The 16,695-nt window shown below is 71.9% G+C and carries 14 protein-coding genes; 5 read left to right on the top strand and 9 right to left on the bottom strand.

The window, feature by feature from the left end:
* Positions 1-135: 135 nt before the first annotated feature.
* Positions 136-579 (top strand): OsmC family peroxiredoxin, encoded by a 444-nt coding sequence (locus EUA94_RS12260; RefSeq protein WP_129427165.1) that lies wholly within the window; start codon positions 136-138, stop codon positions 577-579.
* Positions 580-583: 4 nt separating this feature from the next.
* Here the strand turns inward: EUA94_RS12260 and EUA94_RS12265 are convergent, their stop codons facing one another.
* The 5 genes from EUA94_RS12265 to topA form a co-directional block, all read right to left on the bottom strand.
* A complete protein-coding gene (locus EUA94_RS12265) occupies positions 584-2,140 on the bottom strand; it encodes an alpha/beta hydrolase (protein ID WP_129427166.1) in 1,557 nt (518 codons plus the stop codon).
* On the bottom strand, positions 2,137-3,312 hold the full coding sequence (locus tag EUA94_RS12270; RefSeq protein ID WP_129427167.1) for a DNA polymerase III subunit delta': 1,176 nt from the start codon (positions 3,310-3,312) through the stop codon (positions 2,137-2,139). The genes EUA94_RS12265 and EUA94_RS12270 overlap by 4 nt, the downstream gene beginning before the upstream one ends.
* A complete protein-coding gene (gene tmk, locus EUA94_RS12275) occupies positions 3,309-3,947 on the bottom strand; it encodes a dTMP kinase (protein ID WP_129427168.1) in 639 nt (212 codons plus the stop codon). Before tmk ends, EUA94_RS12270 begins: the two co-directional genes overlap by 4 nt.
* 119 nt (positions 3,948-4,066) lie before the next feature.
* Positions 4,067-4,774, bottom strand: a complete 708-nt coding sequence (locus EUA94_RS12280; protein WP_129427169.1) for a hypothetical protein — start codon at positions 4,772-4,774, stop codon at positions 4,067-4,069.
* A 28-nt stretch (positions 4,775-4,802) separates the two neighbouring features.
* Entirely contained in the window at positions 4,803-7,517 is a 2,715-nt protein-coding gene (gene topA, locus EUA94_RS12285; protein WP_242494831.1) for a type I DNA topoisomerase, read from the bottom strand.
* 293 nt (positions 7,518-7,810) lie between these two features.
* Between topA and EUA94_RS12290 the strand changes: the two genes are divergently transcribed.
* Positions 7,811-8,578, top strand: coding sequence for a hypothetical protein (locus tag EUA94_RS12290; RefSeq protein ID WP_129427171.1), 768 nt, complete (start codon positions 7,811-7,813; stop codon positions 8,576-8,578).
* Here the strand turns inward: EUA94_RS12290 and EUA94_RS12295 are convergent.
* Complete coding sequence (locus EUA94_RS12295) at positions 8,575-10,059, bottom strand: DUF7059 domain-containing protein (RefSeq protein WP_129427172.1); 1,485 nt, start codon at positions 10,057-10,059, stop codon at positions 8,575-8,577. The two genes, EUA94_RS12290 and EUA94_RS12295, sit on opposite strands and share 4 nt — an antisense overlap.
* Before the next feature lie 41 nt (positions 10,060-10,100).
* A complete protein-coding gene (locus EUA94_RS12300) occupies positions 10,101-10,577 on the bottom strand; it encodes a hypothetical protein (RefSeq protein ID WP_129427173.1) in 477 nt (158 codons plus the stop codon).
* A gap of 156 nt (positions 10,578-10,733) precedes the next feature.
* Here EUA94_RS12300 and EUA94_RS12305 point away from each other — a divergent pair, with 156 nt between their 5' ends.
* From EUA94_RS12305 to EUA94_RS12315, 3 genes are all read left to right on the top strand, one after another.
* On the top strand, positions 10,734-11,417 hold the full coding sequence (locus EUA94_RS12305) for a response regulator transcription factor (RefSeq protein WP_129427174.1): 684 nt from the start codon (positions 10,734-10,736) through the stop codon (positions 11,415-11,417).
* Positions 11,414-12,733 (top strand): sensor histidine kinase, encoded by a 1,320-nt coding sequence (locus EUA94_RS12310; RefSeq protein WP_129427175.1) that lies wholly within the window; start codon positions 11,414-11,416, stop codon positions 12,731-12,733. The genes EUA94_RS12305 and EUA94_RS12310 overlap by 4 nt, the downstream gene beginning before the upstream one ends.
* Before the next feature lie 73 nt (positions 12,734-12,806).
* The gene (locus EUA94_RS12315) at positions 12,807-13,700 is read left to right on the top strand and encodes an aminoglycoside phosphotransferase (RefSeq protein WP_129427176.1); all 894 of its coding nucleotides are present in this window, start codon (positions 12,807-12,809) and stop codon (positions 13,698-13,700) included.
* A gap of 111 nt (positions 13,701-13,811) precedes the next feature.
* Here the strand turns inward: EUA94_RS12315 and EUA94_RS12320 are convergent, their stop codons facing one another.
* Both EUA94_RS12320 and EUA94_RS12325 read right to left on the bottom strand, forming a co-directional pair.
* Entirely contained in the window at positions 13,812-16,148 is a 2,337-nt protein-coding gene (locus tag EUA94_RS12320; protein WP_129427177.1) for a sodium-translocating pyrophosphatase, read from the bottom strand.
* Positions 16,149-16,312: 164 nt separating this feature from the next.
* Positions 16,313-16,648: an anti-sigma factor antagonist gene (locus tag EUA94_RS12325; RefSeq protein ID WP_129427178.1), complete on the bottom strand. Its 336-nt coding sequence runs from the start codon at positions 16,646-16,648 to the stop codon at positions 16,313-16,315.
* Positions 16,649-16,695 lie beyond the last annotated feature (47 nt).

Genomic DNA, 16,695 nt, shown 5'->3' on the forward strand with positions numbered 1-16,695 from the left:
GTGGCCTGCGAGCAGTGCTCGACGGACCGCGGGTAACTATACGGAGAGCGCTGGCGTGGACCGAAATCCGGGGGGTGGGGTGGCGCCGGATAGGTTCGACGAACCATCCCCATCACCGACCCGCAGGAGCCCCCGATGCCCACTCGCACCGCCCGCACCGCCTGGAACGGCGGCCTCCAGGACGGATCCGGCCAGGTCGAGCTCTCGAGCTCCGGCGCCGGCACCTTCGACGTCTCGTTCCCCCAGCGCGCGGCCGACGACGCCGACGGCACCACCAGCCCCGAGGAGCTCGTCGCAGCCGCGCACTCGGCCTGCTACGCCATGTCGCTGTCCGACCTCGCGACCGAGGCAGGAGGCACCGTGCAGTCGCTCGACGTCAAGGCCGACGTCACCCTCGGCCCCGACAAGGAGGCCGGCGGCTTCAAGCTGACCGGCATCACCCTGACGGTGCGTGGTGAGGTCGACGGCCTCGACGACGCCGCCTTCAAGGACGCGGCCGACACGGCCAAGGCCGGCTGCCCGATCAGCAAGGCGCTCACCGGCGTCGAGATCACCCTCGACGCCGCCCTGGAGAGCTGAGCTCTCAGCAGGTCGTGCCGTCGTCGGGGACTGCCCCGTCCAGCAGGTAGTCCTCGACGATGGTGTCGATGCACTCGTTGCCCGAGTTGTACGCCGTGTGGCCGTCGCCGTCGCGCTCGACCAGCACGCCCGACTCGAGCTGCGCCGACAGGGCCTCGGCCCACTTCATCGGCGTCGCCGGGTCGCGGCTCGTGCCGAGGACCAGGATCGGCGCGGCGCCCGCGCCGCGGATGTCGAGCGGCGCCTCGCTCGAGGTCACCTCGATGCCTCGGCAGCCGGTCATCGACCAGGCGAAGATCCGGCCGAAGGTCGGCGACGCCTCCTCGAAGTCCGCGAAGAGCGACGGCACCTTCGCGAAGGGCACCGACGTCGGGTCGTCGAGGCAGTTGATCGAGTAGTTCGCCTCGATCGAGTTGTCGAGGTAGGTGCCGTCCTGGCTGCGGGAGGCGTACGCGTCCGCCAGCTGCATCAGGGCAGTGCCCTTCCCGTCCAGGGCGGAGGTCAGCGCGGCGCTCAGCAGGTACCAGTAGTCGCGGTTGTAGAGCGGCGTGATGATGCCGTAGAACGCGTTGCCCACCTGCAGCTCGCGGTCTCCGGCCGGCAGCGGCTGCTCCTCGATCGAGTCGACGAGGTCGCTGATGGTGGCCAGTCCCTCGTCGACGGTGTCGCCCAGGAAGCAGTTGTCGGTCGAGTCGAGGCAGTTCTGCACGTAGGCGCGGAGTGCGGTCTCGAAGCCGGTGGCCTGGTCGATCGCCGCCGACTGCGGGTCGAGCGAGACGTCGACCGCCCCGTCGAGCACGAAGCGGCCCACCCGGTCCGGGAACAGCTCCGCGTAGGTCGCGCCCAGCTTGGTGCCGTACGACGCCCCGAGGTAGGTCAGCTTGTCCTCGCCGAGCGCCGAGCGCAGGACGTCCATGTCGCGGGCTGCCTCGATCGTGGTGACGTGGCCCAGGACCGGGCCGGATCCCGCCACGCACCTGGCGCCGAACGACAGGACGGAGCGCTTGTAGGACTGCTCCTCCGCCACGGTGTCCGGCGTCGGGTCACCCGCGAGGTAGGCATCGAGCTCGCTGTCGCTGAGGCAGTCGACCGGCGCCGACGTGCCAGTCCCCCGCGGGTCGAAGCCCACGATGTCGAACCCCTGCAGCAGCGGCTCGCGGAACACGCGGCCGGCCGCGGCGGCGTACGACGTCCCGGGCGCGCCCGGACCGCCGGGGTTCACCACCATCGAGCCGACGCGCGAGCCGGTGGCGGGCACCCGCAGCAGCGCCAGGTCGATGGTCTCGCCGGCGGGCTCGGCGTAGTCGACGGGAACGGTGAGGGTGCCGCAGTCGTAGTCGGCGTAGTCGTCGCACGGCGACCAGTCGACGCGCTGGGCGTAGAGGTCGGTGAGCGCGTCCTCCGGGGCCTGCGTCACCGACGAGGGAGGCGGCGTGTTCGGTGACGGGGTGGGGCTGGCCTGTGGCGGGTCGGGCGTGGAGCCCTGGATCGCGAGCCCGACCGCGACGAACGCGGTCAGCGCGAGGGCGAACACGGCGAGCACCGCGAGGAACTTCTTCACGGACGACCTCCGGGCAGTCGCAGGGCGACCGTCATCGACTCGAGTGCCAGCTGCGGCGGCACGTTGAACTCCAGCATCTGCTCGCGGGCGGTGAAGATCGCGTCGATCATCCTCAGCAGCTCGTCGGGCGTGGCCGCGCGGGCGAGTGTGGCCACGTCGCCGCGGAGCTCCTCGTTGACCATCATCCCGGGCGCGCAGACGCTGAGGGCGATGGCGTCGCGGTAGACCGAGACGAGGTCCATCAGCGCGCGGTCGATCACGTCGAGCACGCGACGTTTGGCCTTCTGCTTCTGCAGCTTCTCCAGGCCGCTGAGGGCCGCGCGGTAGGACCGGCTGGCGAGGTCCTTGCGCTCGCTGCCGAAGATCGCCTGGAGCTCCCCGAGCTCGCGCTTCTCGGCGTCGGCCGTGATCGCCTCGGTCTCCTCCTTGGCGAGCTCGGCGAGGTTGGTCGCCGCGGTCATGCACGACCCGAGCGACGTCAGCCGGGCCGGGATGCTGACCACCTCGCGGCGACGTGACCGGGTCTCCTCGTCGAGCGCGAGGGCGCGCGCCCGGCCGATGTGGCCCTGGCTGGCGCGGGCGGCGAAGCTGGCGACCGTCTCCGAGATCCCGTCGTGGCTCGCGAGGAACCGCGCGACGTCCTCGGTGCCGGGGGTGTTGAGGGTCAGCGTGCGGCAGCGCGAGCGGATCGTGGGGAGCACGTCACGGACCGTCGGAGCGCACAGCAGCCACAGGGTCTTGGGCGTCGGCTCCTCGATCGCCTTGAGCAGCGCGTTGCCGGTGCGCGGGTTCTCCGGGGTGCCGAGGCGGTCGGCGTCCTCGATGACGACGACCTGCCAGCGGCCGATCGAGGGGAACTTCGCCGCCGACTGCACCAGGCCGCGCATGTCGTCGACGTAGAGCACCGACGTCTCGGACTTCACCCACGTGATGTCGGGGTGCGAGCCGGCCATGCCGAGCCGGCACGCCTCGCACGCGCCGCAGCCCGTACGCAGCTCGCACTGCAGGGCGGTCGCGAACGCCCGCGCCACGTTGGAGCGGCCGGAGCCCGGCGGCCCGGTGATCAGCCAGGCGTGGGTCATGCCCTGCCCGGCCGCGGCCTGCTGCAGCACCTCGATCGTGGGGCGCTGGCCGACGAGGTCGTCCCAGACGGTCCGGGTCGCAGTGGTCATCGGTGCTCCAGCAGGGGTTCGAGGCGAGCCCGGATGGCGGTGGAGATCACGTCGATCGGCGCGCGGGCGTCGAGGACGACGTAGTGGTCGGGGTCGGCGGCCGCGAGGTCGAGGAACCCCTGCCGCACCCGCTGGTGGAACTCGAGCGACTGGCCCTCGATCCGGTCGCGCTCGTCGAACCGGCCGAGGCCCGCCTCCGGCGCCAGGTCGAGCACGACGGTGAGGTGCGGGCGCAGGTCGCCGGTGGCCCACCGGGCGACGGCCTCCACCTCGGCGACGTCGAGCGTACGGCCGGCGCCCTGGTAGGCCAGCGTCGAGTCGACGTAGCGGTCGGTGATCACGACCTCGCCGCGGTCGAGGGCGGGCAGCACGACGTGGTCGACGTGCTCCGCCTTGTCGGCGGCATACAGCAGCGCCTCGGTGCGGTCCGACAGCTCGCCGGTGGCCGGGTCGAGGACGATCCGCCGCAGCTCCTTGCCGACCCCGGTGTCGCCGGGCTCGAAGGTCAGCAGCACGGTCTGACCACGCTCGACCAGCCAGTCGCGCAGTAGCCGCGACTGGGTGGACTTGCCGGCCCCCTCGCCCCCCTCGAAGCAGACGAAGAGCCCGTGCTCTGAGAAGACTCCGGCGCTCACGCGCACACCCTACGGGCGCGGTGCGACACCTCTGCGGGCGAACGGACCGAACGCGCCCCGACCGGGATCGCGTACGCCTGCCAGCGGCCGGCGGCGACGCGTTCGGTCCGACGGTCGGCTCAGGCGGCGTTGCTTCCGCTGAAGAAGAACATCGCGACCACGAAGGCCCAGCCCCCTGTGAGCCGACGATGTCCGGCGCGGGGTCGCGCCACGCCCAGGGGCCCACCGAGCAGGAGGTACGCCACGCACCCGAGCGGGCCGGCGAGGAGCACGAACCATGCCCACGCCCATCGGGTGGCGCGCCACGGCTCGGGACCGCCCACCAGCAGGAGCAGGATCCCCAGCCACGTGGCCAGCACGAGAAGGACGACGGCACCCGGCGCCCTCCACCCGTGGACCGAGGTGGAAGGGGCGTCGAGGGACGACCCGGAGGTGAGGGTGATTCCCGAGTTGATGCCGCGCAACGTGTCGCGCGGGTCGACCGCGCTGACGAACACGCTCTCGTCCCACGCGTTGTAGCCGCGGCTGTCGTCGACCTGCACCACCGCGTACTGGTCGAGAAGCCCGTTCCAGACACTCCACCGCAGCTCGACGCGGTCACCCTTCGCAGGCGGCTCGTCGCCGACCACCTGCACCTCGCTGACCTTGCTGCTGGCCACGTCGGCGAGGAGGTCGCCGTACGTCGCGGGCCGCATTCCGGTCGTCACCAGCAACGCCGCCGCGACGAGGGCAAGCAGGCCGAACAGCGCACCCGTCAGCCGCCAGCGGCGATCGAGCCACTCGTCGTGCGTGGCCCGCGCCTGCTGCGGCGTCGTGGTCAACGTCATGCCTCACCCCCTGCGAGGAGAGTAAGGGTCAGGACTTCTTGGCGGCAGCCTTCTTGGTCGTCTTCTTCGCAGCCGTCTTCTTGGCGGTCGTCTTCTTGGCAGCGGACTTCTTGGCCGGAGCCTTCTTCGCGCCCTTCTTGACTGCCTTCTTGGCGGGACCGCGCTCGCGGCGCTCGGCGAGCAGCTCGGCCGCGCGCTCGAGGGTGATCGCGTCGACGGTGTCGTCCTTGCGCAGGGTCGCGTTGTACTCGCCGTCGGTGACGTACTCGCCGAAGCGACCGGCCTTCACGACGACCGGCTGGCCGGAGACGGGGTCGTTGCCGAGCTCCTTGAGCGGCGGGGTGGCCGCACCGCGGCCGCGCTGCTTGGGCTGGGCGTAGATCGCCTTGGCCTGGTCGAGGGTGATGTCGAAGATCTGGTCCTCGGTGGTGAGCGAGCGCGAGTCGGTGCCCTTCTTGAGGTAGGGCCCGTAGCGACCGTTCTGCGCGGTGATCTCGGTGCCGTCCTCGTCGCTGCCGACGACGCGGGGCAGGTCGAGCAGCTTGACCGCCTGCTCGACGGTGACCGTGTCGAGGGTCATCGACGCGAAGAGCGAGCCCGTGCGCGGCTTGGCGCTCTTCGGCGCGTCCTCGGGCAGCACCTCGGTGACGTACGGTCCGAAGCGGCCGTTCTTCGCCACGATCTGCAGGCCGGTGTCGGGGTGGTTGCCGACGACCTGCTCCTCGCCGGCCGGGTTGGCCAGCAGCTCCTTCGCCAGTGCGACGGTCAGCTCGTCGGGCGGGAGGTCGTCGGGGACGTTGGCACGCACGGGTGCGCCGTCGCCGTCCTCGGCCGGCGGACCCTCGACGTACGGTCCGTAGCGGCCGACGCGGAGGTTGATCTGGTCCTCCGGCGTGCCGATCGGGAAGGTCGCCATCTCCTTGGCGTCGATGTCGCCGAGCTCGGTGACGAGCGTCTTGAGGCCGACAACGTCGCCGGCACCGTAGTAGAACTCGCCGAGCTCGGTGGCGCGGTCCTTGCGGCCGCCGGCGATCTCGTCGAGGACGTCCTCCATCGAGGCGGTGAACTCGTAGGACACCTGGCGCGGGAAGTGCTCCTCGAGCAGCCGGATGACCGAGAACGCCAACCACGCGGGGACGAGCGCGGTGCCCTTCTTGTAGACGTAGCCGCGGTTGAGGATGGTGCCGATGATCGAGGCGTACGTCGACGGGCGGCCGATGAGCCGGTCCTCGAGCTCCTTGATCAGGGTCGCCTCGGTGTAGCGCGCCGGCGGCTTCGTCTCGTGGCCCTCGGGGGTCAGCGTCGCGGCCGACACCGCAGCACCCTGGCTGAGGTTGGGCAGCCGGGTCTCCGCGTCGTCCTTGCGCTTGGACGCGTCGTCGATGTCCTCGACGTAGGCCTTGAGGAAGCCGTGGAAGGTGATCGTGCGACCACTCGAGCTGAAGACCGCGTCGCGACCGTCGGAGGCGGCGCCGCCGATGCGGATCGTCACCGAGTTGCCGACGGCGTCCTTCATCTGGGAGGCGACGGTGCGCATCCAGATCAGCTCGTAGAGCCGGAACTGCTCGCCGGAGAGCCCGGTCTGGGCAGGCGTACGGAACGACTCGCCAGCGGGCCGGATCGCCTCGTGCGCCTCCTGGGCGTTCTTGACCTTCGAGGCGTACGTGCGCGGCGAGTCGGGAAGGTACTCGGCGCCGTACAGCTCACGCACCTGGTCGCGTGCCGCGCCGACCGCGCCGCCCGAGAGCGTCGTGGAGTCGGTGCGCATGTAGGTGATGAAGCCGTTCTCGTAGAGCCGCTGCGCAACCGACATCGTCACGCTCGCGCTCATGCCGAGCTTGCGGCTCGCCTCCTGCTGGAGCGTGGTGGTGCGGAAGGGGGCGTACGGCGAGCGGCGGTAGGGCTTGGACTCGACCGAGCGGACGTCGTACGTCGTGTCGGCGAGGCCGGTGGCCAGCGACTCGGCGTCGGCGCGCGAGAGGTGGACGCGCTCGCCCTTGCCCTTCGGGACGCCGGTGTTGTCGAAGTCGGAGCCGCGGGCGACGCGGACGCCGTCGACGCTGTAGAGCTTGGCGGGGAACATCCGCGGGTCGTGGCCGCTGCCGGCGTCGAACGTGGCGTCGATGTCCCAGTAGGACGCGACGCGGAACTTCATCCGCTCGCGCTCCTTGTCGACCACCAGGCGGGTCGCCACCGACTGCACGCGGCCGGCGGAGAGGCCGGACATGACCTTCTTCCACAGCACGGGCGAGACCTCGTAGCCGTAGAGGCGGTCGAGGATGCGGCGCGCCTCCTGGGCCTCGACGAGGTCGTCGTTGATCTCGCGGGGGTTCTCGACCGCGGCGAGGATGGCGGCCTTGGTGATCTCGTGGAAGACCATCCGGTGGACCGGCAAGCCCTTCGGCGGCTTGAGCTCGTCGAGGAGGTGCCAGGCGATCGCCTCGCCCTCGCGGTCCTCGTCGGTGGCGAGGTAGAGGGCGTCGGCTTCCTTGACCAGCTTCTTCAGCTTGGCGATGTGGCTCTTCTTGTCGCGCGGCACGACGTAGTAGGGCTCGAAGCCGTTGTCGACGTCGACCGCCAGGCGGCCCCACGGCTTGTCCTTGATCTTGGCCGGCGTGTCCGCGGCGTTGTTGGGCAGGTCGCGGATGTGACCGATCGAGGACTCGACGACGTAGTCCGAGCCCAGGTAGCCGCCGATGGTGCGGGCCTTGGCCGGTGACTCGACGATGACGAGCTTTGCCACTTCAGATTGCTCCCTCAGATTCCAGCTGCTGTCGTGCTCAGCGCGGCAACGGTAGCGCCACATCCGGACTTCGCCACTCCGGGCGGCGATCGGTGCCTCCCGTGGACGACGTCCACCGCCGTGCCGGGTCCGGTCTGGACCGGGCGTGTCGGACGCAGTCGCTGGCCACTTTCGCACCCCGCGGCTGTGGACGACGGGCCTCGGGGCCTCGCCTGTGGACAAGCCGGCCGCAGTGTCGGAGGACGTCCCGATCGTGGTGGGACGCCCATCCGACCGACCTCCAGGAGGACCCGATGCTCGACCACCGCTACTACGAAGACATGCTCTGGCGCGAGCCGCGCGAGAGGCTCGACGACCAGGGCCGGCTCAGCCACCTCGTCTTCGTCGACGGCCGGCTGGTCGACGCCTGGAGCGAGCAGGTGGAGACCAGCTCGTACGCCGACGTGGCGCGCCGCCACGACGAGGACGCCCGCACGCGCGTCGTGCAGAGCCCGCCGCCCCTGCCTCGGCACGTGCAGGCGCTGCACTGGCTCGACTGCATCGCCGGGAGCCGCGAGGAGCTGCTGGCGATGACGACCTCGCCGGTGGCCCTCCCCCGCCTGCGCGACCACCTCGACCCGGTCGCGGACGAGGCGTGGCTGGTCGCCGACGAGCTGCTCACCGACCTGCGCGAGGCGCTGCTGCCCGCCGACCTCGCCGCACCGCTGCGCGAGTGCCTCCTGCTGGTGCGCGAGCGGCTGCCCGAGCTCGCCGAGCGGATGACGCCGCCGCGGCTGGCGGCCGGTGTCGCGTGGGTCGTCGGCAAGGCCAACGCCGCGATCGGCCCGGAGGGTCCGGTCACCCAGGTGCGGATCGCCGACCACCTGGGCACGACGTCGCTCAACGCCTGCGGCACCCAGGTGCTCGGACACGTACGCCGCCTCGGCTGGGTGAGCGCCCGGCCGTGGGCGTCGAACGCGCCGGCGCTCACGGCGGTCGGGCGGGTGGAGCTGCTGTCCGCGAGCGTGCGCCGCGACCTCGTGGACCTCCGCGACCGCTCGATCGCGGAGGAGGGTGTCTAGGAGTCGATCTCGAGGAACCCCTCGCCGACGAGCTCGCGCACCACCGGGAGATAGGTCGTCCGCAGGTCGGACTCGTCGCGCTCGAGCAACGAGCCCAGCGCGCCCAGGAGCTGACCGACGGTGAGGTCGCCGTCGCAGGCCCCGAGGAACGCGGCCTCGACCGTGTCGGCCGTACGCGCCCGGCGGAAGCCCCGCTGCTGGCGGAGCACGATCGCCTCCGGGTCCTCGGCGCCGGGACGCCCGACCGTCTCCTGCTGCACGTCGTTGCGGGCGCGCAGGGTCCGGCCGAGCAGCTGCTCCTCGGTGACGCCGCGCAGGTCGGCGACCGCCTCGCCCCAGGCGTGGATCGCCGGACCGATGGGCTGCTCGACGTCGTACGGCCACTCGAGGAGGTCGTGGCGGCCTCCGCCACCCAGGCGCACGTTGATCCAGCCGAAGCCGACGCCCTCGATGCCCTGATCCTCGAGCCAGGAGAGCCACGTGTCGTAGCGCTGGACGTACTCCGGCCCGCCGTGGTGGCCGCTGTCCTTCAGCCACAGCTCGACGTACGCCGCCGGGTCGAGGGTCTCGCGCTGCACGACGAGCGCGTCGCAGTCGTCGCGCAACCACGAGCCGAGCCGCTCGTCCCAAGGCCGACCCTCGACGATCGACCAGTTCGCGAGCACCTGGAGCCAGCCACCGTCGGTGAGGTGGTCGGGGCCGGTGCGGACGATGTGCTCGACGACCCGGTCGCCGGGCAGGCCCGAGTCGCGGTAGACGAGTCGCTCCCCGGTGGCGGGCGAGATCACGAAGGGCGGGTTCGTCGCGATGAGGTCGAAGCGCTCGCCGGCCACCGGCTCGAAGAACGAGCCGTCGCGCACCTCGACCTCGACGCCGTTGAGCTCGGCGTTGAGCTGCGTCATCCAGAGGGCGCGGCTGTTGACGTCGGTCGCTACGACGCGTCCGGCGTGGCGGGCGAGGTGCAGGGCCTGGACGCCACAGCCGGTGCCGAGGTCGAGGGCCGAGCCGACCGGCTCGCGCATCGTCAGCTGGGCCAGGCTCGTCGACGCGCTCGAGATGCCGAGCACGTGGTCGCGACCGACGGCGACCGGCGTGCCGTCGAGACCGGGCGTCAGGTCGGAGACGACCCAGAGGTCGCGGTCCAGGCCGGCCTCGGAGGCGGCGTAGGGGCGGCAGTCCATCCGCGCCGCGACCTCGCTGACGCTCTGCTCGAGCAGCCCGGCGTTGCAGAGCCGGTCGACCAGGCCGGGCAGGGCTCGATCAGCTTCCTCCCGACTGACGGTGGCCTGCAGCAGGAAGAGCCGGACCAGGGTGTCGAGCGGCCCGCCCGACGTCGTACGCCGCAGCGCGGGCAGGGTCTCGTTGCGACCGAGCGCGCGGTGCGCCTCCTCCCCGATCGCCTCCGCCACCCGGTCGTACGTGAAGCCGGCCGTGTGCAGGGCGTCGCGCAGCGCCGCGGTGAAGTCCAGACCTGAAGGCATGGCGCCAGCGTCCCAGACCACCGCGGCCGCGCGCACGGCCGTCACCCCGGCAGGCAGGCCTCGCGCCGCTCCTGCACCTTCACCGCGACCTCCTGCACCCGGTCGCCGTACTCCCCGGCGAGCGCTCCGGCGCGGATCTCGCGGTAGGCCTCGAGCCGGTCCTCGCCGGTGAGCCGGCGCGCCTCGTGGAGGTCCGCCTTCATCTCGTCCGGCAGGGCGCCACGGATGGCGCGGATCCGCTCGTCGCGGCGCTCGGCGAAGCGCTGCACCCGCGCGCCGTAGTCACCGTCGAGGGCGTCGCGGCGGATCTCGCGCAGGGCCTCGGGCTTCTGTCCGACAGGAAGCGCACGTACGGCCTTGAGGTCGGCCTGCAGGTCCGCGGGGAGCTGCGACCAGACGGCGCCGCACGGGACCTGCAGTCCGTCGTCGGAGGTGGTGGTCGGGACGGCGCCCGTGAAGAGGCCGGAGGTGGCGAGGAGCCCGGCCGCGAACAGCCCGGCGGTCTGGATGAGTGGCATGTCGATCTCCTTGTCGGGTGGGCCGACCTTCGTGCCGGCACCTGGTGACGACCGTGGTCGGCGCGGGTGGCGGCCGGGTCAGCGTGGTGTTCGGGTTCGGTAAGGACGCGGTGCGAGCCCCGTACGGCGACCGCCGCGCGCACTAGCGTTCGTGTCGTGGACCAGACGCGTGGGCTCGTGCTCGTCGTGGAGGACGAGCCCGCGATCAGCGACCTCGTCCGCCGCTACCTCACCGCGGCCGGGTTCGGGGTGCACCTCGAGACCCGGGTCGCCGGCGCGCTGGAGGCCGTACGCCGGCTGCGACCCGCCGTCGTGCTGCTCGATGTCGGCCTGCCGGACGGCGAGGGGACCGAGGTCTGCCGGGCGATGCGCGACGCGGGCGACTGGACGCCCGTCCTCTTCGTCACCGCCCGTGACGACGAGGTCGAGCGGGTGCTGGGCCTCGAGCTCGGCGCAGACGACTACGTCACCAAACCGTTCTCGCCGCGCGAGCTCGTCGCGCGCGTGAAGACGGTCATCCGGCGCAGCAGCGCGCCGATCGGGCCGAAGGTGGCCCGCGACGGGGATGTCGCCCTCGACCCTGGCTCGCGGACTCTCACCGTCGACGGCGAGGTCCGCCACCTGACGACCACCGAGTTCAACCTGCTGGAGGTGCTGATGACCGCGCCGGGCAAGGTGTTCGACCGCGCCGAGCTGATGTCGCGGGCCTGGGGCCAGGCCGACTATGGCTCCAGCCGCACCGTCGACGTCCACGTGGCGCAGCTGCGCGCCAAGCTCGGCGACCACTGCCCGGTCGAGACCGTGCGCGGCATCGGCTACCGGGCCCGGAAGCGGACATGAGGGCCACCGGGCTGACCGCACGGCTGGCGCTCGCGATGGCCGCGGTCGCTGTCGTGTCGGCGCTGCTCGCCGGCGTCCTCGTCGCGCCGCTGCTCTCCGGAGCGCGTGAGGAGGCCGTCCGCGCCCCCCTCGCCCGTCAGGCCGACCTGCTCGCCCGGCTCCCCCGCCTCGCCCTGACGTCCGACCGGCTCGACCGGGTGACCGAGGTGTCAGGCCTCACCATCGGCGTCGTCACCGCCGCGCGCGTCTCCGGAGCCGGCGCCGCCCTGACCCCGGACCAGGTGGCCCGGCTGCGGGCCGGCGACCCCGTCTCGACGAGCGGCGAGCTCGACGGCGTACCCGTCCTCGTCGAGGCCCGCCCCTCCCGCGGCGGCGGCGCTGTCGTGCTGGCCGCCGACGTGGCCAGCGCCGACGACGCGCTCACGTCCGTACGTCGCCGCGTGGTGCTCGCGCTCGGCCTCGGGTCGCTCGTCGCGCTCGCCCTCGCCGCGTGGCTCGCGCGACGGCTGGCTGCCCCCCTGACCCAGACCGCGACCGCGGCCCGGCGCCTCGCGGCCGGCGAGCGCGGGGTCGCCGTGCCGACGTCCGGCCCGGCCGAGGTCGTCGCGGTGGCCGAGGCCCTGGGGCAGCTCGATGCGGCGCTGGCCTCGAGCGAGGAGCGGCAACGGCGTTTCCTGCTGACGGTGTCCCACGAGCTGCGTACGCCGCTCACCGCGGTCCGCGGCTACGCCGAGGGCCTCGCCGACGGGACGGTGCCGCCCGAGGACGTGCGCGAGGTCGGCGCGACACTCGTCGGGGAGGCCGACCGGATGGCCGGCTACGTCGCCGACCTGCTCGCCCTGGCCCGGCTCGAGGCCGACGACTTCCGGATCGCCATGGTGGACGTGGACCTGGCGGCGCTGGTCACCGCGACCTCCGAGGCCTGGCAGGCCCGTGCCAGCACGGCCGGGATCACCGTCACCGCACGGCCCGAGCCCGCGGTCGTGCGAGCCGACCCGGACCGGCTGCGGCAGGTCCTCGACGCCCTCCTCGACAACGCGCTGCGGGTGACGCCTCGCGGCGGCACGGTCGTGCTGGCCTCACGCGCCGGCGCGGTCGAGGTCAGCGACTCGGGCCCCGGACTGGCGCCCGATGACCTCGCCGTCGCCTTCGACCCCGGCGTGCTGCACGAGCGCTACCGCGGGTCCCGGCCCTCGGGTGGACAGGGGCTGGGGCTCGCCATCGCGGCGGGGCTCGTACGCCGGATGGGCGGCAGGATCGCCGCCGGAGTCGCGCCGGGGGGCGGGGCGGTGTTCACCATCACCCTCGATACCTGAGGACGTGGCGGACGTCCGACGGGCCTGATCCCGTTCCCCACGTCCTGAGACATCGCCGTGCCACGATGAGCCGGTGCTCGAGCGACCACCCGACGTGACCGACGACGAGATCCTCGAGACCCTCCGCACCCACTGGGAGCCGCTGGCCACGGCCGTCGAGCACCTGCCGGTCGGCTGGGGCGCGCACCACTGGCGCGTCGACGTCGGCGGCAAGCCCGTACTCTTCGCGACGCTCGACCCCGACCTGCCGCGGCACACGCGCGCGAGCCTGGAGGCGGCGTACGCCTCGGCGGCCGCGCTCGACCTCGACTTCGTCTGGCCGTCACTGCCTCGCCTCGACGATGGCTACGTCGTCCCCGTCGGCGTCCGCACACTGAGCGTCACCGGCTGGCTGGAGGGCGAGCGACCGGAGGAGTCGGTCGCGGAGCTGCCCGACCTGCTCGCCGTCCTCCACGCAGCGCCGACACCGACGACCGCCCGCACCTGGACGACCGAGATCTCACCGGACCTCCCCCACCTGCTGCGCGACCTGCTGCAGCAGCCGTGGACCGGACCGCTCGGCCCGGCTGCCCGCGAGCTCGTCGTCGAGCGCCTCGCACAGGTGGGCGGGTGGGCCCGCGAGCACGCGCGGCTCGTCGCCCTCGCCGACCCGGCGGCGTACGTCGTCACGCACGGCGAGCCGCACCGGCGCAACCAGTGGCTCGCGCGCGGGCGCACCTGGCTCATCGACTGGGAGTCGCTGCTGCTCGCGCCGCGCGAGCGCGACCTCGCGACGCTGGTGCACGAGGGCCGCGACGTCGACCACGACCCGCAGATGGTGCGGCTCTTCGATCTCGAGTGGCGGCTCTCGGAGATCTGGTCGTTCGCCGAGTGGCTCCAGGGTCCGCACGTCGGCGACACCGACGACCACACCGCGCTCGGCGGTCTCACCTCGGAGCTGACCCGCCCGCACTTCGACGAGCGCTGAGCTTCCGTACCAAAACTGGAGCCTCACCCGCGAAGTTTCGGGGGTGAGGCTCCAGTTTCCCCGGGTACCCGGGGATCGCGACCGACGCAGAGCTTCCTGCGCCGGACGCGGTCAGACGTTGTGCGGGTCGGGCGCGTGCGGGGTGAACGACGACGAGCCGGTGTTGTCACCGTCGTCGGAGATCGTGACCTCGCGACGCTTGGAGATGATCACCGCGACCGCGATGATCGCGACCGCGACGAGCGCGATCACGACGCGCAGCACGTCGTTCTGGTCCTGGCCGACGCTCAGGGAGACGACCGCGCTCGCGATGAGCAGCGAGACGAGGTTCATCACCTTGATCAGCGGGTTGATGGCCGGGCCGGCGGTGTCCTTGAACGGGTCACCGACGGTGTCACCGATGATCGTCGCCTCGTGGGCGGCCGAGCCCTTGCCACCGTGGTGGCCGTCCTCGACCAGCTTCTTGGCGTTGTCCCACGCGCCACCTGCGTTGGCCAGGAAGACGGCCATGAGCGTGCCCGTGCCGATCGCACCGGCCAGGAAGCCGGCGAGAGCGGTCGCGCCGAGGCCGAAGCCCACCGCGATCGGGGCGAGCACCGCGAGGATGCCGGGCGTCACGAGCTCGCGCAGCGAGTCCTTGGTGACGATGTCGACGACCTTGCCGTACTCCGGGCGACCGGTGCCCTCCATGATCCCGGGGATCTCGCGGAACTGGCGGCGGACCTCCATCACGACCGCACCGGCAGCGCGGGCGACCGCGTTGATGGCGAGACCGGAGAAGAGGAACACCACGGCCGCACCGAGCAGCACGCCGACGATGACCGCCGGGTTGAAGACGCTGAAGTCCAGCAGGTACGCCTCGTCGGGGCGGACGTTGGCCTCGGCGAGCGACTCGAACACCGACGTCGCGTACGAGCCGAACAGGGCCGTCGCCGCGAGCACAGCGGTGGCGATCGCGATGCCCTTGGTGATCGCCTTGGTCGTGTTGCCGACGGCATCGAGCTCGGTGAGGATCTGCGCGCCCTCGGGGCTGACGTCGCCCGACATCTCAGCGATGCCCTGCGCGTTGTCGGAGACCGGGCCGAAGGTGTCCATCGCGACGATGACGCCGACGGTGGTCAGCAGGCCACAGCCGGCCAGTGCCACGGCGAAGAGCGACACCGTGAGGGCCGCGCCGCCGAGCAGGTAGGCGCCGAACACTGCGGCACCGATCACCAGCGTGGTGTAGACCGCCGACTCGAAGCCGACCGACAGTCCGGACAGGATGACGGTGGCCGGGCCGGTCAACGAGGTCTTGCCGACGTCCTTGACCGGGCGGTACTCCGTGCCGGTGTAGTAGCCGGTCAGGGCCAGGATGCCCGCGGACATCACGATGCCGATGACCACCGCGGAGGCGGCGATGAAGCGGGGGTCGCCCTCGGCGCCGGCGAGGTCGGTCGCGATGTTGGTGAACTCCGCGAAGCTGCTCGGCAGGTAGAGGTAGGACAGCACGACGCTCGCGATGGCGGCGATGCCGGAGGAGAGGTAGAACGACTTGTTGATCGTCGCCAGGCCGTTCTCGCCCGCCTTGGGCTTGGTCAGGTAGACGCCCGCGACCGCGGTGAGAGCACCGATGGCGGGGATCAGCAGCGGGAAGACGAGGCCCTTGTCACCGAAGGCCTGCGAGCCGAGGATCAGCGCGGCGACCAGCGTGACGGCGTACGACTCGAAGAGGTCGGCGGCCATGCCGGCGCAGTCACCGACGTTGTCGCCGACGTTGTCGGCGATCGTGGCGGCGTTGCGCGGGTCGTCCTCGGGGATGCCCTGCTCGACCTTGCCGACCAGGTCGGCGCCCACGTCGGCGGCCTTGGTGAAGATGCCGCCACCGACTCGCATGAACATCGCGAGCAGGGCCGCACCGAAGCCGAAGCCCTCGAGCACGTCGGGCGCCTCGTCCTGGAAGAACAGGACGACGAGGCTGGCACCGAGCAGGCCGAGGCCGACCGTCAGCATGCCCACCATGGCGCCGGTGCGGAGACCGATCGTCATGGCCGGCTCGCGACCCGTGGTCTCGGCGGCTGCGGCGACGCGCAGGTTGGCGCGCACCGCGAGGTTCATGCCGAGGTAGCCCACCGCTGCCGAGAAGCCTGCGCCGACGACGAAGAACACCGAGCGGAAGATGCGCACGGTGGTGTCGTCGGCCGGCAGCACGAGCAGCGCGAAGAACGCGATCGCCGCGAAGATGGCCAAGGTCCGGAACTGCCGAGTCAGATAGGCGTTGGCGCCCTCCTGGACTGCGAGGGCGATGGTCTTCATGTTGTCGGTGCCCTCGCCTGCGGCCAAGACCTGTGACCTGAACATCGCAGCCATCCCGAGCGCGCCGAGCGCGATCAGGGCGACGACGACGACCAGGATCAGGTTTCCACCTTCGAGCTCCGGCTTCACGACCGCGGGCAAGATCCCCGTCATGCGTGTCCTCCTAGGACGTCAAGTTGATCCGCGAACGCGCCGGAGTCTACGCAGAGGTGATCCAGATCACGGTCCGGGGTGACCTACGCCACACCGCCGTGTGGACGGCAGGCGTGAAAAGCCCCTCCGAGCCCGGCTCGGAGGGGTGATGACGGTGCGGCCGATCAGGCGCCGGGGGCGAGCCCGACCGAGTCGTGGATGACGAAGACCTTCGCCAGCCCGGTGATCCGGAAGATCTTGAGCAGCCGCTCCTGGGTGCAGACCAGGTCGAGCGAGCCGTCGTGGGCGCGGACCTTCTTCAGGCCCCCGACCAGCACGCCGAGGCCCGTGGAGTCGAGGAACTCGACCGCCTCGAGGTCGATCACGATGTCGTAGGTGCCGGCGCCGACGAGCTCGGTGATGCAGTCACGGAGCTTGGGCGCGGTGTAGACGTCGATCTCGCCACCGACCGCAACGACGGCGCGACCATCCACCTCGCGTGTGGCAAGGGTGAGATCCACAACTGCTCCCCGGTCCCCGAATGCTCGGCCAGTACGACGTGCGGGAC

Source organism: Nocardioides zhouii (assembly GCF_004137345.1).
In the GTDB taxonomy this organism is placed as follows: Bacteria; Actinomycetota; Actinomycetes; order Propionibacteriales; family Nocardioidaceae; genus Nocardioides; species Nocardioides zhouii.

Bases quoted from the DNA above. Each gene is read 5' to 3' on its own strand.
- EUA94_RS12260 (WP_129427165.1), top strand. From the start codon at position 136: ATGCCCACTCGCACCGCCCGCACCGCCTGGAACGGCGGCCTCCAGGAC.
- EUA94_RS12270 (WP_129427167.1), bottom strand. From the start codon at position 3,312: ATGACCACTGCGACCCGGACCGTCTGGGACGACCTCGTCGGCCAGCGC.
- EUA94_RS12280 (WP_129427169.1), bottom strand. From the start codon at position 4,774: ATGACGTTGACCACGACGCCGCAGCAGGCGCGGGCCACGCACGACGAG.
- EUA94_RS12290 (WP_129427171.1), top strand. From the start codon at position 7,811: ATGCTCGACCACCGCTACTACGAAGACATGCTCTGGCGCGAGCCGCGC.
- EUA94_RS12295 (WP_129427172.1), bottom strand. From the start codon at position 10,059: ATGCCTTCAGGTCTGGACTTCACCGCGGCGCTGCGCGACGCCCTGCAC.
- EUA94_RS12300 (WP_129427173.1), bottom strand. From the start codon at position 10,577: ATGCCACTCATCCAGACCGCCGGGCTGTTCGCGGCCGGGCTCCTCGCC.
- EUA94_RS12310 (WP_129427175.1), top strand. From the start codon at position 11,414: ATGAGGGCCACCGGGCTGACCGCACGGCTGGCGCTCGCGATGGCCGCG.
- EUA94_RS12320 (WP_129427177.1), bottom strand. From the start codon at position 16,148: ATGACGGGGATCTTGCCCGCGGTCGTGAAGCCGGAGCTCGAAGGTGGA.